The 15,142-nt window shown below is 55.8% G+C and carries 13 protein-coding genes and 1 tRNA gene; 5 read left to right on the plus strand and 9 right to left on the minus strand.

The features are described from left to right. Positions 1-34: 34 nt before the first annotated feature. From VEI50_11960 to VEI50_11980, 5 genes are all read right to left on the minus strand, one after another. Positions 35-826, minus strand: a complete 792-nt coding sequence (locus VEI50_11960; protein HXX75838.1) for a type III pantothenate kinase — start codon at positions 824-826, stop codon at positions 35-37. A 32-nt stretch (positions 827-858) separates the two neighbouring features. Further along, entirely contained in the window at positions 859-1,665 is an 807-nt protein-coding gene (locus VEI50_11965) for a biotin--[acetyl-CoA-carboxylase] ligase (protein HXX75839.1), read from the minus strand. A gap of 27 nt (positions 1,666-1,692) precedes the next feature. Next, positions 1,693-2,574 carry a carboxylating nicotinate-nucleotide diphosphorylase gene (gene nadC, locus VEI50_11970; protein ID HXX75840.1) on the minus strand — a complete coding sequence of 294 codons (882 nt, stop codon included), beginning with the start codon at positions 2,572-2,574 and terminating at the stop codon, positions 1,693-1,695. Positions 2,575-2,577: 3 nt separating this feature from the next. Continuing rightward, positions 2,578-5,337 (minus strand): valine--tRNA ligase, encoded by a 2,760-nt coding sequence (locus tag VEI50_11975; GenBank protein HXX75841.1) that lies wholly within the window; start codon positions 5,335-5,337, stop codon positions 2,578-2,580. 296 nt (positions 5,338-5,633) lie between these two features. After that, positions 5,634-6,788 (minus strand): response regulator, encoded by a 1,155-nt coding sequence (locus VEI50_11980; protein ID HXX75842.1) that lies wholly within the window; start codon positions 6,786-6,788, stop codon positions 5,634-5,636. A 139-nt stretch (positions 6,789-6,927) separates the two neighbouring features. Here VEI50_11980 and VEI50_11985 point away from each other — a divergent pair, with 139 nt between their 5' ends. Beyond that, positions 6,928-7,650, plus strand: coding sequence for an HAD-IA family hydrolase (locus VEI50_11985; protein ID HXX75843.1), 723 nt, complete (start codon positions 6,928-6,930; stop codon positions 7,648-7,650). On the opposite strand, the gene VEI50_11990 is transcribed toward VEI50_11985, so the two are convergent. Beyond that, entirely contained in the window at positions 7,642-8,370 is a 729-nt protein-coding gene (locus tag VEI50_11990; protein ID HXX75844.1) for an NAD-dependent deacylase, read from the minus strand. The genes VEI50_11985 and VEI50_11990 overlap by 9 nt on opposite strands. An 84-nt stretch (positions 8,371-8,454) precedes the next feature. Between VEI50_11990 and VEI50_11995 the strand changes: the two genes are divergently transcribed. Further along, a complete protein-coding gene (locus VEI50_11995; protein ID HXX75845.1) occupies positions 8,455-9,795 on the plus strand; it encodes a 2-dehydropantoate 2-reductase in 1,341 nt (446 codons plus the stop codon). Here VEI50_11995 and VEI50_12000 read toward each other — a convergent pair. Further along, the gene (locus VEI50_12000) at positions 9,782-11,134 is read right to left on the minus strand and encodes an MATE family efflux transporter (protein ID HXX75846.1); all 1,353 of its coding nucleotides are present in this window, start codon (positions 11,132-11,134) and stop codon (positions 9,782-9,784) included. The genes VEI50_11995 and VEI50_12000 overlap by 14 nt on opposite strands. Positions 11,135-11,207: 73 nt before the next feature. On the opposite strand from VEI50_12000, the gene VEI50_12005 reads away from it, so the two are divergent. After that, the gene (locus tag VEI50_12005; protein ID HXX75847.1) at positions 11,208-12,725 is read left to right on the plus strand and encodes a DUF2779 domain-containing protein; all 1,518 of its coding nucleotides are present in this window, start codon (positions 11,208-11,210) and stop codon (positions 12,723-12,725) included. Positions 12,726-12,779: 54 nt separating this feature from the next. Here VEI50_12005 and VEI50_12010 read toward each other — a convergent pair. Then, positions 12,780-12,869, minus strand: a tRNA-Ser gene (locus VEI50_12010). Positions 12,870-13,180: 311 nt separating this feature from the next. Between VEI50_12010 and VEI50_12015 the strand changes: the two genes are divergently transcribed. Then, positions 13,181-13,780 carry a 4'-phosphopantetheinyl transferase superfamily protein gene (locus VEI50_12015; GenBank protein HXX75848.1) on the plus strand — a complete coding sequence of 200 codons (600 nt, stop codon included), beginning with the start codon at positions 13,181-13,183 and terminating at the stop codon, positions 13,778-13,780. A gap of 12 nt (positions 13,781-13,792) precedes the next feature. Here the strand turns inward: VEI50_12015 and tadA are convergent, their stop codons facing one another. Next, positions 13,793-14,335 (minus strand): tRNA adenosine(34) deaminase TadA, encoded by a 543-nt coding sequence (gene tadA / locus VEI50_12020; protein ID HXX75849.1) that lies wholly within the window; start codon positions 14,333-14,335, stop codon positions 13,793-13,795. A gap of 242 nt (positions 14,336-14,577) precedes the next feature. On the opposite strand from tadA, the gene VEI50_12025 reads away from it, so the two are divergent. Then, positions 14,578-15,045, plus strand: a complete 468-nt coding sequence (locus tag VEI50_12025; GenBank protein HXX75850.1) for a hypothetical protein — start codon at positions 14,578-14,580, stop codon at positions 15,043-15,045. Positions 15,046-15,142: the final 97 nt, after the last annotated feature.

Consider the following 15,142-nt stretch of genomic DNA (forward strand, 5'->3'; position numbering starts at 1 on the left):
AAAAATTAATTACTTATGCACGGAAGGAAGGAGCTTAGGTCCATAAGGTCGGACCTGGTTCGCCGGTCGTTCGGCGGTATAGCAATTCGAGTCCCTCGAGGGTCAAAAGCGGCTCAATTTTTTGGATAGTTGTTGTCTCAGCAGCGAGGATTGAACTGAGGCCCCCCGTTGCAATGACAAGAGCGGACCCTCCTAGTTCTTGCTCCATTCGGCGAACCAATGAGTCGACCAAACCGGCATATCCGAATAACAGCCCGGACTGGATACTGCTCGCGGTATCGGTGCCGATAACGGTTTTGGGGCGAACGAATTCAACTTTGGCCAGCTTAGCGGCTCTGGTGAATAGGGCTTCCGCTGATATACCCAGACCCGGAGCGATGACTCCCCCGAGGTACTGGCCGTCTTTCGTGACGGCGCAAAACGTCGTGGCGGTGCCGAAATCGACGATGATGAGGTCGCGGCGGTATTTGTGGTACGCCGCAGCCGCATTCACTAATCGATCACTCCCAATCTCCTTGGGGTTGGCATAGGTCAACGTCAGTCCTGTATCTGTTTCAGATGTCACGAGGAGGGCATGTCGGCCAAAGGATCCTTCTACCATTTCCTCGAAAGTGGGTGTGAGAACAGGAACGACGCTAGAAATGATCGCTCCGGAGACACGTTGAGGGAGAATTCCCGCTGCGGCGAGGAGATTGGAGAAGAGAATACCATACTCATCCGCTGTTCGCTTCGTATCTGTCGCCAAGCGCCAGTGAGCGAGGAGGGTGCGGTTGTCGTAGATGCCCCAGACGATGTTCGTGTTCCCGATATCAACGACCAGCAACATGTTCGTATTGTACTGGGCAGAAAAGGAAATCGCTAGGATCTGAGGTGAATGATGTCTGCGGCACGGAGCTCGACGGTTCTGTTCGGCCCGCTTCCTGGGACGGTTGAAACTAGGAGCGAGCCATCTTGGCTGATCGATTCGGCGCATCCGGTGAGTTCCGAGCCGTCTGCCAGACTCGCTTGTACCTTCCGTCCAAGGGTTGAACAACGCCGTTGGTATGCGAGCGCCAGTTGTTGTGGTCCGTGTTCGGTGAGCTCCTCGACGCAGTGCTCCAGCTCGAGTAATAGTTGTGCGATGAGCCTATTCCGATCGACAACAGCATGAGTCTGGTTCCACAGGGAGGTCGCTGATGCGCGGAGCTCTTCGGGAAAATCCTCAGGCTTCGTGTTCACATTGATGCCGATCCCAACGATTTGAAACGGGCCCGATGGTGAAGCTTGGACATTCTCGCAGAGGATTCCACCGACTTTTCGATCGGATAGTAGAAGATCATTGGGCCACTTAAGAGAGATCGATGCCGACGTCACGGACTCGATTGCCTCAGCGGCGGCGAGAGCGGTGATCAATGGAAGCCATGAGAGCCAGTCCGACAAACGATTGGAAGGAAGCGAGGCTCTTAACACCAGAGAACAATAGACGTTGGTGACGCCCGGCGAAAACCAGGTTCGCCCCAGACGACCTCGACCGGCTGTTTGGCGGTCGGCGATGACCACCGTCCCATGCTCAACACCGGATTCGCCCAGCGTAGTCGCTTCAAGATTTGTCGAGGGGAGTTGTTCGAACAATTCGATCCGGCGGCCTAAGATCTGGGTCGCCAGGGTGCTACGGATCGAATCCACACTAATGGCGTGAGGGATCTGCATGGATTAGTGCCGTTTTCGTGGCCTGTGTGGAAGCGGCTCGAGTTCGAGACTGAGGGTGGCGGCCGGCGCGGAATGAGTCAAGGCGCCGATGGAGATAAAGTCAGGCCCGGCCGCGGCCATCTCCTGCACATTGTCCAGGGTGATGCCCCCGGAAACTTCGACTAGTGCGCGTTCCTTGATGAGGGTCACGGCCTGACGAACCATTCGCGGGGTCATGTTGTCGAGCAGAATCACATCCGCCTTCCCTGCCAGGGCCTGGCGGACGTCTGCGAGAGATTCAACCTCCACGATGACCGTGAGTGTATCCAACGCTTTCTTGCGGGCGCGACGACAGGCTTCGCGCACACCTTGCTTCTGTGCCTTCAGGAGGGAGAGATGGTTGTCTTTAATCAAAATACCGTCTCCCAACGACCGGCGGTGGTTCTGTCCACCGCCGAGTGTGACCGCCCACTTTTCAAGGGCCCGCAAGCCGGGAAGGGTTTTTCGCGTGTCGAGGATGGTGACGGGATAGTCCTTCACTGCGTCACGAAACTTCCTGGTCAATGTGGCGATGCCGGAGAGATGCTGGAGAAAATTGAGGGCGACTCGCTCAGCCATGAGGATGGATCGGCCATCTCCTTCGACCCCCATCAACGACTGACCCGAAAGTAGCAGATCACCTTCCTTGCACAAGGGTGTGACGCTCAGCGAGGGGTCAACGGCGAGGAAAGTCTGAACGGCGGCGGTTAAGCCTGCGGAGACCAAGTCCTGCTGTGCGGTAATCGTGGCGCGTCCTGGCGTTCTATGAGGGAAAAGCGTGCTGGTGGTGACGTCTCCCAAGGCGAGATCCTCCTCAAGCGCGATACGAACGGCGCGCCTGATCTCGGCGGCAGGAAACTGTCGCATGCGCTAGGCTCCTAACATGGCCCGCAGTTGTTGTTCGCTGCTCGCGAGCATAGCCTGATCGTGTTGGAGGCTTCGCGCACGTTCCTGATGGTCCGTGATGACCTCCGGCGGAGCCTTGGAGACAAAGTCGCTGTTACGAAGCTTGCTCTCGAGACGCTCGATTTCCTTGGCCTGCTCGGACTTCTGCTTGACGATCCGTTCCAGCGCTTTTTTTAGGTCGACATCGCCAGTTACACCAACTCCAACGGACAGGTTTTTGGCCACGAGACGGAGCAGTCGGGAGGTCGGCCACTGTGTGGTTGGAGCAAAGTCGGCTGTCCCGCGACCAAGGTGACTGAGATAACTGCTGAGTTGGTTCAGCTGCTGTCGCCGTTTGGGTTCATCTTGTGACACAGAGAACTGAATCTGCTGTCCGGGTGGATAATTCAAGAGAACACGGGCCGTGCGAACCAGCCCGACGGTTTGTTCAAGAAGAGCGAACACGTCTTCTGCTTCTGAATCCCTGTAAGCTGCGTCTGCCGCTGGATATGGCCGCACCACAATACTCCCCCCTTCATGCGGCAGGTGCTGCCAAATGTCTTCGGTGAGAAAGGGCATAAAGGGATGAAGCAACCGCAGGGTGGTTTCGAGGGTTTCGATCAGTGTATGTCTGGTGCTTGCGCTATCCTGATGAGTAGAATCCTGAAGGACGGGTTTGATCAACTCCAAGTACCAGTCACAGTATTCATGCCAGATAAAATGGTATAGAGCGTTGGCGGCACGGTCAAAACGATAGGCTTCCAGCTCATTTGTCACAGTGGCAATGGTGTGGTGGAGACGACTTAGAATCCAGCGGTCCGGGAATGCGCGTTCGGCCCGCGGCAACGAGGTGCGCGGACCATCGAGATACATCAAGCTGAACCGGGCGGCATTCCAGATCTTGTTGGCGAAATTTCGGTAGCCTTCGATTCGCTCCTCGGCGAGCTTGATGTCACGTCCCGGGGAAGCCATCGAGGCCAGGGTAAATCGCAGCGCGTCAGTGCCGAATTCCTCCATGACGTGGAGCGGATCGATCACGTTGCCTTTGGACTTGCTCATCTTTTGGCCTTCCGCATCCCGCACGAGGGCGTGGATATAAACATCTCGGAAGGGTACCTCGCCCATAAACCTCAGCCCGAGCATGATCATACGGGCGACCCAAAAGAAGAGAATGTCCAGTCCGGTCACGAGCGTTGAAGTTGGGTAGTAGGTTTTGAGTTCTGGTGTCTGCTCCGGCCAGCCTAATGTGGAGAAAGGCCAAAGACCGGATGAGAACCAGGTGTCGAGCACGTCCGGATCAAGGATGAAGTCAGTCTTCCCGCAGGTCGGACAGGAGAGAGGCGCAACCTTTCCGACAATGGCTTTAGCTCCCTGTAGAATAGTGAAGCGCGGGCAGGAAGGCATCGAACTTTTCTTTTCGACGATCAAGTGTCCATTGCATGTGCGACAGTACCAGGCGGGAATCTGGTGTCCCCACCAAATCTGGCGCGAGATGCACCAGTCTTTAATTTCCCTCATCCAACCGAGATAATTATTTACCCATCCTTCTGGAATAATCCTGATCCGTCCGTCCTCCACCGCCTTTATGGCCGGCTCGGCCAGGGGTTTGATCTTTACAAACCACTGAGGCGACAGGTACGGCTCCACGACGGTTTTGCAACGGTAACACTTTCCGATCGACATCTTATGATCGTCGACTTTTGTGAGGAGGCCGCGATCTTTCAGGAACTGCTCGATCCTCGGACGAGCCTTGATGACCGGGGTCGTGGCAACGGCGTCAATGACGGCCGGTTCCACGCCAGCGGCGTGCAGACCGGTTCGATCAAGCAGCGCTTGATGATCCAAGATGGGTAGTCGTGGCAGGTGATGCCGTTCGCCTGCTTCAAAGTCGTTGAAGTCATGCGCCGGTGTGATCTTCACCGCGCCGGTGCCGAACTCTAGGTCTACTAAGATCGAATCACCTACGATTGGAATCTCGCGTGTTGTAAGCGGCAGACGGACTTTTTTGCCGATGAGGTGGCGATAACGTGGATCTTCAGGGTGCACCGCCACGGCGGTATCGCCCAGCATTGTTTCAGGACGGGTTGTGGCAACAGTCAAAAACGTAGCCGGATCGTCTGCGAGTGGATACCGAATATGGTACAGCTTCCCCTTGACCTCCTCATGCTCGACTTCGATGTCGGACAGCGCGGTCAGGCAGCGGGGGCACCAGTTGATCAGCCGTTCACCCCGATAAATGAGGCCGTCCTCGTAGAGCCGGACGAAGACTTCGAGGACCGCTTTCGACAAGCCCCCATCCATGGTGAAGCGGAGCCGAGCCCAATCGCAGGAGGCCCCTAACCGCTTGAGCTGCTGGATAATGGTGCCGCCAGATTGAGCTTTCCATGCCCACACCCGTTCGACAAATTTCTCCCTGCCGAGCTGTTCACGCGACGTCCCTTCCGCAGCGAGTTGCCGCTCGACGACGTTCTGGGTGGCGATGCCGGCGTGGTCCATCCCTGGCATCCACAAGACGTTCCGTCCTTGCATGCGACGCCAGCGGATCAGAATGTCCTGGATCGAGTTGTTGAGCGCATGACCGACGTGCAAAGAGCCGGTAACGTTTGGGGGCGGGATGACGATGCAGTACGGCTGGCCCGGGTGGGTGACCGACGCGTGAAAATACCCGTGTTGTTCCCAAAGCTGATACCAGCGTGTTTCAACCGATTTCGGATCGTAGGTCTTGTCGAGCTGCGGGGTTGCCATGGTCCGCCAACGAGGGTTGGGCGGCGCGCATCTTAACATGGAGGGTGCAGGCTCACAAGCGAACGGCGGCGCGGCTTGTGGGCCCTTGTAGCTTGTGTTATACAAGCGTGCGCATGGTTGGGAAGGCGCGGATTATCTTATTCACACCAGGATGGAGCAAGTATGGCGACGGGACGGCTCAAAGATAAAAAAACGCGAAAAAAGCACCGGAAGAATATCAAGCGCATGAAGGCGCTGGCGAAGGCTCGTCGGAGCAAGAAGGGAAAGAAAGGGTAAATCCTCTCAACGGTCGTTCCCTACTCAAGGGCGGTGAGACGTTTGAGCTCGGCTTTGATCTGTTCCTCGGCGATGCCTGGGACAAGCCGCTGAACAGCCTGTTCGACTTGCTCTTTAACTGCTGCCCGCACGATCTCATCGGCGATCTGTGTGGCCTGTTTGACCGCGGCCTGCTGAATCTCATCCCGCACCAGCACGTCGATCGATCCAATTTGATCATGGACGACATCGGGTAGTGTTTTCTTGACCGTCTCTGCCTGTTCCCGCGCGAGTCCATCGATGCTGTCTTTTACGAGCGGGGTTGCGATCTCAAAGATGCTGTGTCGGATGATCGGTTCCAGGACCGGCATTTCGCGGGACAATACGTTGGACAGCTCCTTGCCCAGGAGCGGTTCGATCATATGCGCCAGCCGTTCTTGCGAAAGGGTGGCACCCAACTGGGTTTGCACTTCATCTTGGACCGCTTTGGCTACTTGCGAGGCAAGTTCTTTCCCGATGACGTGCGGGAGCATGGTTGAGATTTTTTCTTCGGTGCGTTCCGTCATTGTCTCTAAGAGTTGGCCGAACAGGCCCTTCATGGCGTCCTCGGGTTCGCCCGTCGCTTTCGGAGCGGTTGAACCAGCTGGTTTTGATGGAGGCGGGGGGGGCGATTTTTTTAAAATCTTCGGCGGAGGTATCTGGGCAGCCGCAATCTGGCCCGTATCCTCTTCAGACAGTTCGGTCTCATCTTCCTGATCAACCAGCGAGGGATCTTCGTCCGAATCAGTGGAACTCGATGCCGGAGGCCAGGAACGGCGTTTCTTCGATCCGTTGGATCCGAGATCTTTAATGACTTCCAACAGGTTGTCAGACTGAAACGGCTTCTTGAGGAACGCTTTAACCCCTAACGAGCGGAGATGCTTTTCGTCTAGACGATCGGACGGGCTGATCAAGGAGACAATATACGTGTCAGCTAGGTTGTCGATCCTTTGGACTTCCTTGCAGAAGCCGGAAAACGTCATGTTGTCTAAGTGGTAGTCGACAATGATCAGATGGGGGCTCCTCTTGCGGGCTGCCTCTAACGCGGTGGGTCCGTCCTGAAAGCCGACGACCTCGAAGCCTTCAGGAGTTGAGATCTGTTCGACCATCCGGCGAACAGCCGGACTGCTGTCGATCACAAAAATGGTTGAAGGCACCTAACCCTCCAATTTTATTGAACTAAGTCGAAGCTAACAGCGAGGGTATTCTTTGTCAAGAAAACCACTAATTCATGTCGGCTTTGACGTCGTTCGTTTGGGGTGACTAGAATCCGTCCGACTCGGGGACCTCCGATCCATGAAGACACCAATCCAGCTCATCCTGTTCGATGCGGCTGAAACCCTTTTCCACGTCAATGGGTCGGTCGCGGAGATTTATCTCCGTTATGCGGTCAAGCAGGGGTTTCAGCAAAAACCAGACTCGCTCGAAGCCATTACGCAATCGTTCAAACGGGCCTTTCGGGAAGCGCCTCCGCCAGCCTTTGTCGAGATGGTTCCTGCGAAACTCAAACAATGTGAGCGGCTCTGGTGGTTTGATATCGTCCACAGTGTCTTTTATCGGGTCGGGATGTTCGAACGGTTTGATGAGTTCTTTGAAGAGGTGTTCCGGGTTTTCGAAGATGCCCGTTCCTGGGTGTTGTACCCGGAAACAGAACGAGTCCTCGCGCAGCTTCGTGATCAGGGGTTCGAACTCGGGATCGTGTCCAATTTTGACTCGCGTCTTTTTACGATCCTTCGGGGATTAGGTATTGAGTCGTACTTCAATTCGGTGACGATCTCCAGCTTGGCGCAAGCGGCCAAGCCAGCAGCGAGAATCTTCGAACTTGCGGTGGAAAAACATGCCATGGATCCTGAGGAGGCGGTCCATATCGGAGACAGTTTGCGAGACGATGTCGAAGGAGCGCAGAAGGCTGGGCTTACCGGTATCCTGTTGGATCGCAAACGGGTTGTGCGGGATAGCAGCGTACTGGTCATTCATGCGCTCGATGAATTGCTCTCTCTCGTAACCCGTTCACAGTAGTTGAGGTACGAGGTCCTTCGCTCTTCCCCGAAGCGTCAGATCGACCATGTCCGACTGAGGAGTCTCATCGAGATTGATTTCAATGACCGTCGCGCCGGCCTGTTTGGCGACTGAAGCGAAGCCTGCGGCGGGATAAACCACGCCGGAAGTGCCGATAACCAACAACAAGTCACACGTTTGGAGCACCTCGCTGCAACGACGGAGATCTGTGGGATCGAGCGGTTCACCGAACCAGACGATGTGCGGGCGTACGAGTACCCCACAGACATCACATGCCGGAAGGATTGGGATCGGGACGCGATGATCCTCGGTCACGACGCCGCACGCAGTGCAGCGGACCATCCAAATGTTGCCGTGAATCTCTGATAGTCGACGTGAACCGGCGGCGCGATGCAGCCCGTCGACATTCTGGGTGATTAACCACATTCGATGGTTCACGCGCCGCTCGAGTTCGGCAAGCGCGACGTGCGCAGGATTCGGCGATGTGGTCGCGATCAGTTCTCGCCGCCAGTTGTACCATTCCCATACGAGGCGCGGATCACGTTCAAACGCTTCCGGCGTCGCGAGATCCTCCGCCCGAAAATTCCGCCACAAGCCGTCCGCACCACGAAAAGTCGGCACACCACTGTCGGCAGAGATTCCCGCCCCGGTCAGGATCGTGATCGACTGAGCCGAAGCCAGGTGCGCCTGGGCGAGGCGAATTTGATCGTCGAGTAACATCGGAAGTGGAGTGCATTGTACACGACTTCAGTCCAACAAGGGCGCGTGGTATAGTTACGCTCCAGTTATCTCTGGAAGACCTCTATGCAACACATTTTGATGGTTGGGGCCGGCTCTGTAGGCGGATTCTTCGGCGCGCACCTTGCGAAGAGTAATCCTGACGTCTCGTTCTTACTGCGACCCACAACGTTAGCAGCGGTGAAGCGAAACGGCCTAACAATCCGCAGCGCGAGTGGGTCATTTACCGTACGCCCGCGTGTTGCGTCCGATCCGCGAGAACTGCCGACCCCTGATCTGGTAATCCTTTCCGTCAAGGCCTATGACATCGAGGAGGTGATGACCCAACTCGATCCGGTCATGGATGAACACACGGTCGTCCTCACTTTGCAAAATGGCGTGGACACGGAGGATCGTCTGATCGCACGACTGAGACGCGATTGTGTCGTCGGCGGAGTGGCGTTCATCTATTCTAAAATTGCGGCGCCGGGCGTCATCGATCACTACAAGAAAGGTTCTGTGGCGATTGGAGAAATGATGGGGCATACGAGCCCCCGTGTATTGTCCATTGTGGAGCTTTTCAAACAGGCGGGCATTCCATGTCAACTCACGGATGATGTGCGTCGCAGCAAGTGGGAAAAGATGTGTTGGAACTGCGTGTTCAATCCCCTTACCGTCATCATCGACGATAAAGTGGCCAAGGCGCTCGACCATCCGGAGATGCTGCGCGTCATCCCTCAGATTGTCGAAGAAGTAGCGGCAGTGGCGGCAGCCGTAAAAGTTCCGTTGGCGTCCGATATGGCTGGGAAAGTCCTTCGCTGGACACAAGAGATTCGAGACATTCATACGTCGATGTTCGATGATTGGAAGGCTGGACGACCCACGGAGATCGACTATCTCAACGGGTACGTGGCAAAACTCGGGCGTGAACTGGGGATTCCGACACCGCTCAATGACGCGTTGACGGCGATGGTCAAGACGATTACTGAACGTGACCGGACTGGACCTGGCGTGCTGCGGATTGAGGGGGCGGTGGTGCAGCCCGTGACGTTTGATCATGCATCGATCTCAAAGCTTCCCACACAGCATCACGTGGATGTGTCGACCGTCATGCCGAACATGCGAGGGAAGGGGGTTAGGCTCAAGGGCTTGCTCGATGTACCGGCGCTCGCGGTCCAAGCCGACCACGTGACGTTTCACTCCGGAGACGGAAAGTATGCAGCCAGTCTCACGCTGCAACAGGCCAATGAATTTGGCATCCTGCTCTATGAACTCGATGGGCAATCCCTGCCGCCAGAAAAGGGTGGCCCGTTTCGCTTGATTACTCCAGGTCTCGGCGATCTTTGCGCAAATGTAAAGGGTGTAGTGCGGGTTGAAGTCACCAAAGGCGTAGGAGCGGATACGAGACCATCACTCAAAAACTGCTAGCGCCTTTCTTGCTCCCCTGCCCGATCACTTGAATCGTCCTCCAACGTTCCGATCGGTAGCGCCACAAGAGTAATCCCATCCGTACGGTCCAATCCGCTATCATGGCGCTCCAGACGACTAGTATATCCAGCTTCAGAACAAATCCGGTGACGACGGCCCACGGTACCCGGATACCCCACATCCCGATGGTGGTTGCCCACATGATAAAAGGAGTGTCGCCGGCTCCTCTGAGGGAGCCAGCTAGGACCATCGTCAGCGCAAGCGGGATTTGCAGGAGCGCGACAATACGCAGGAAGGTCGTGCCAAGCTCGATGACGGATGCATCGCTCGTAAACGTGCGAAGCAGGACGTAAGGGAAGAAGAAAAAGACCATCCCCATTGTTGCCATCGCACCAGCCGCCAGCCGGTTGGCCTCCCAGTTCTCCATCTTTGCGCGCACATACTTTCCTGCGCCGATGCTCTGCCCCACCATGGTGGCGGCGGCGATGGCGAATCCATATCCGGGAAGAAAGGACAAGGACTCGATCGACAAGCCGACCTGATGTGCAGCATAGGTAACCGTGCCGTAGAGAAGGACGATTTTCGTGTAGACCATGACGCCGGCTTGCTGGAAGATACGTTCGCCTGACACCGATGCGCCGATCCGCCAGGTTGCGTGGAGGAGATCCCGGCGAACGGTGGAGGGGATACGAAACAGACGGCGGCAAGCCCACAGCAAATATAGGAACCCGGTGCCTTCCGCAGCTCCCACGGCCACCGCCGCCCCCGTTATGCCCCACGCAGGAAAGCCCCAGAGGCCATAGATCAGTGGATAGGCCAGAGCAAGATGGAGAAGATTGACGACGATCAATGCAAACATCGGTGTTCGGGTGTCGCCGGTGCCTTGAAGGATCGAGGTGAGCGTATGAAGCAAGACGGTAAAGGGAATGACGAGAAAAATGAGGTCGGAGTAGGGCTCGGCTTGGTTGATGAGATCGGTATCCGCTCCCAACAAGACCATGGCCTCACGATTGAACGCAATGCCGGCTGCCATGAGGACCAATGAAACGACAAGACCAAAAATCAACAGATGTGTCGCGGCATCTTCACCGTCGCGGGTACGTCGAGCGCCCCAGAGTTGTGCGATGAGAACATTGGCTCCCACTGAAAGGCCCGAGAGTAGCGTCGCAGCGATAAATGCCAGTAGTTGTCCCAACCCTACGGCGGCGATCGAGGTGGCCCCCAGTCCTCCGACAAGGAAGACAGCAACAATGCCCTCGGCTCGCTGCAGCAAACTGCTGACCGTGACAGGCAGAGCCAATGTGAGCACAGATTTTCGGATCCGAGGAAGTGGTCCCACAGGGCCTATCCTAGCAGAAGCGAGACCCTGCCTTGGTAGACAAATGGGGTAAGTGTTCGATAGGGTCTGTTCTATGATGACGGAACCGGGCGCATCTTCTTCTGCTACGATTGCCCCCCGTTTGTCCAAGTCGAAATTCCTGGCCGGATTGCAGTGTCTGAAACGTGTGTATCTCGAAGTGCATCATCCTCAGTTGGCCAGTGCACCGGATGCGTCAACACAGGCGATGCTCGACATGGGAACCGAGATCGGCGAACGTGCCAGAAGTCTGTTTCCCGGGGGCATGCTCATCGGGGAAACCCATCGTCAGCGGGAGGCGGCGCTCGCCCATACTGCCTCAGCCGTCAACAATCTCTCGGTCCCGGTGATTTTTGAAGGAGCCTTCGAGTACGACAGCGTCCTGGTTCGCGTAGATATCCTTCAGCGCGTCGAGGGTGATATGGCAGGACAGAGTGCCTGGCGCTTAATCGAAGTGAAGTCCTCGTCTCGTGTCAAAGACGTTCATCTCGATGACCTGGCGATTCAACGATATGTCTTGCAGGGTGCGGGCCTGCATGTGGCGACCACGTGCCTCATGCATATCAATACGCAGTATCTGTACGACGGTGGCGAGATCGATCTTCAAGGGCTCTTTACCATCGAGGACGTCTCAGAGTTAGTTGCGGGACGAGGACTCCAGGTCCTGGACAGACTTGCGGCCATGAAAACCGCCGTGATGCAATCGGTCGTTCCGTCGATCGAGCCGGACCGCCATTGCCATAGTCCCTACGAGTGTCCGTTTTGGGCTCATTGCACCGCAGACAAGCCGTCTCGATGGGTGTATTACCTGCCGGGATCGAAACAAGCTGTCAGTCAATTGATGGAGCAGGGCATCTCAACGATCGACGAGATTCCAGAGAACGCGAAGCTCACGCCGGTACAGCGACGAATGAAAGACAACGTGGAGTGGGTATCTCGCAAGCTTGGGACGGTGCTTGAGTCAGTCCGTTATCCGGTTCACCATCTGGACTTTGAAACAGTGATGTTAGCGATTCCACGGTTTCCGTCCACGAGACCGTATCAAGCCCTTCCGGTGCAATGGTCGAATCACATCGAACTGGAATCCGGAGAACTTCGTCATGAAGAATTCCTGCACGGAGAAGCGAGTGATCCCCGTGCCAGGTTGGCGGAAGCATTGATCGAGTCACTCGGAGAGCAGGGACACATTTGCGTGTATTCACCGTATGAACGATCGGTCCTCGAGCAACTGACTGAGGTCTTGCCGCAGTGGCGATCGGAGTTGAAGCAGATCATCGGGAGAATCTGGGATTTGTACGAGGTGATCAAAGAGTATTACTACCATCCCGGATTTCTCGGTCGCTATTCAATCAAAGACGTGCTGCCTGCGGTGGTACCCTCGCTCGGTTATGATGACCTCATCATCAAAGAGGGAGGGCAGGCAGCCAGTGAGTACTACCGGATGGTCTTCCTGGAATCCGATTGGATCGAGCGAGCGAAGATCCAGGAGGCTCTCCTCCAATACTGTAAACGCGATACGCTCGCTATGGTGGAATTGAGGAGAGCGTTAAAGGAGAAAGCGAGGATCACGTGAGGTATTTTTCCCGTCGCCACCACATGTGAGGCTCTGCGTCAAGCAAGCTCTGTCTGGCGGAGAGGGTGGGATTTGAACCCACGGTCCCCTTACGAGGACACTCGCTTTCGAGGCGAGCCCATTCGGCCGCTCTGGCACCTCTCCGGAGTAACAGTGCATCGCGCTCTCTGAATCGTGAGCAGGTAGGAAGACAAAAGCATCACGACTTGAAACGGAGCTTACCGTGAGAGTGGTGTTTTTGCAATGCCCCGACGGAAGGAAACCAGGGCACTCCTCCTGCATCGGCTACGATTTGTAGGTCAAAGATGCTGACTTTTCGACCGCTTGAAAAGCCCCCGTGGCCCACCGATAAAGCTAATGTAGATGAGAGTGCTATTCATATCTGGGGTGTCTCACTGGAGGCGGAGGCGGACACAATTGAGCAATGCTGGCATTGTCTTTCACCAGAGGAATCGATGCGCGCGGCTCGCATCACGTCGGAACAACAGCGACGTCACTTCGTAGCGGCACATGGCGCCTTACGGATGGTGCTGAGTCGCTATTGTGACTGCGGGCCAGAGGATCTGTCTTTCCAGAAAATGGCTTCCGGGAAACCCATGCTACAGGGAACCGATGAAAGGACAAACATGATCCGGTTCAATCTCAGCCACTCCCACGGACGAGCGTTAATTGCGGTCTCGAAGGAGCGCGAAGTGGGTGTCGACTTGGAAAAAGTTCTGATTGACCGCGATGTCACCGCTCTCGCAGCGCGATTCTTTGCGCCTCAAGAGCAGGTAGCCATCGGACGTGCCGCGCCGACGGCAAAACACGTAACCTTTTCTCGTATCTGGGTTGCCAAGGAGGCGGTCTTGAAAGCGCGCGGGAGTGGCCTCACATTTCCCCTCGATCGTCATCGCATTGAATTGTCCTGTGGGGGAACGACAGGCCATCTCGTCAGCGAAGGGAATCCGCCGGAGAACACTCCGCTAGCCATTCAATTTCTCTCGCTGGAAGCGGGTTGGGTTGGAGCAGTGGCCGCAGAGGGCAGTGGATGGAAAGTGACGCTCTGCACGTAAGACTCACTGCGGTTACGTCGAAGGATCGCTTGTCTGAACCGATTCGGTTCGAAGTCGTCGGAAGAATTCTTGCAAGAGAGATTGGCATTCTTCCTCGAGCACTCCGCTCGTGATCAAAACCTGATGATTGAGCGGGGAATCTGTCGCCAGATCAAAGACTGAACCGCACGCGCCGGCCTTCGGATCACGTGCACCAAACACGAGCCGCGGAATTCTGGCAAGAATAATTGCGCCGATGCACATGGCGCAAGGCTCAACCGTGACGTACAAAGTCGTATCAGTCAGCCGCCATGAGCCGAGTGCGGACGCAGCAGTCCGGATCGCCACGACTTCCGCGTGAGCTGTCGGGTCCTGCCAGATTTCACGGTAATTGTGTGACATCGAAAGAATCTCACCCTCACGAACAATGACAGCTCCAATCGGGATTTCCCCCAAGGATGGAGCCTTGGCGGCTTCCTCCAGAGCGATTTTCATCCAGTGCGTGTCTTGTGCTGAATACGTGGCCATCAGGGAACGGGCGAGCGATGCGATAATACCAGATTGCCGGAGCGTCATCTTAGCACGGCTGTTTCAACCGGGAGAAGTCTGAGGCTACTGATGGCGTGATGCAGGGACAGTGCTGGGGCTGCTGGACGATTGCTGTTTGGAGAAGCTGGTGACGAGGTAGTCCGTATCAATAGATGCATTTTTTCCGATCCGCCATCGCCCTCAAAGAGCGGTTCATTTCTCACTCATTTTCAGCTATTCTTGATCGACGTTAGTGACCGATGCCCTCTGTATGGATTGAGACATTTGTTGTGAAATCTAACCTCGTCACAGACACGCGCAGCCTCCTCATGGACCGAGCAGTTGCCTCGTTAGGAGATCGGCGCTTCGGAATATTGCTCGTCATTGCCCTGACAATGTTCGGTTGGTTCGAGTCGAGTGGATGCACGTCCGCTCCCAAAGAACTGCCTATGCCTTCTCCTACACAGAAAGCGCTAATCGGTAAGAGCAGACAAGAACTCATGGCTTGTGCCGCAGTCCAACCTCAAGAGAGTCTAGTAGGCGATCTGACGGTGCTGAGATACTACAAAGAAGCTTCTATCCTGGAAGAATCGTTTGTCGCATCGAAAAGCAGCGTCGCACGTATTCACCACGGCTATTGGGCCACCCTCGGACTCAAAAATGATCACGTCGAAGGTGTTCAGTACGACTCGGTACCCTCTTCTTACAAGGACGACGACCATTGCGACGAAATCTTTGAGAATTGCTTAGGGAAGTGAGTGTGAGCCCACCAAGACACTCCCGCCAAACTGATAGCCCGTGAGGTTCGGAGCATTGACTACCTGGAGACAATTTTCTTCAGGGCATCTCGAACCT

This window comes from Nitrospiraceae bacterium, from assembly GCA_035623075.1.
GTDB lineage: Bacteria > Nitrospirota > Nitrospiria > Nitrospirales > Nitrospiraceae > DASPUC01.

What these genes read in the sequence shown, in the direction of transcription:
- VEI50_11985 (HXX75843.1), top strand. Translation starts at nt 6,928, where the DNA reads ATGAAGACACCAATCCAGCTCATCCTGTTCGATGCGGCTGAAACCCTT.
- VEI50_11960 (HXX75838.1), bottom strand. Translation starts at nt 826, where the DNA reads ATGTTGCTGGTCGTTGATATCGGGAACACGAACATCGTCTGGGGCATC.
- VEI50_11975 (HXX75841.1), bottom strand. Translation starts at nt 5,337, where the DNA reads ATGGCAACCCCGCAGCTCGACAAGACCTACGATCCGAAATCGGTTGAA.
- VEI50_11995 (HXX75845.1), top strand. Translation starts at nt 8,455, where the DNA reads ATGCAACACATTTTGATGGTTGGGGCCGGCTCTGTAGGCGGATTCTTC.
- tadA (HXX75849.1), bottom strand. Translation starts at nt 14,335, where the DNA reads ATGACGCTCCGGCAATCTGGTATTATCGCATCGCTCGCCCGTTCCCTG.
- VEI50_12015 (HXX75848.1), top strand. Translation starts at nt 13,181, where the DNA reads ATGCGCGCGGCTCGCATCACGTCGGAACAACAGCGACGTCACTTCGTA.
- VEI50_12005 (HXX75847.1), top strand. Translation starts at nt 11,208, where the DNA reads ATGATGACGGAACCGGGCGCATCTTCTTCTGCTACGATTGCCCCCCGT.
- nadC (HXX75840.1), bottom strand. Translation starts at nt 2,574, where the DNA reads ATGCGACAGTTTCCTGCCGCCGAGATCAGGCGCGCCGTTCGTATCGCG.
- VEI50_11990 (HXX75844.1), bottom strand. Translation starts at nt 8,370, where the DNA reads ATGTTACTCGACGATCAAATTCGCCTCGCCCAGGCGCACCTGGCTTCG.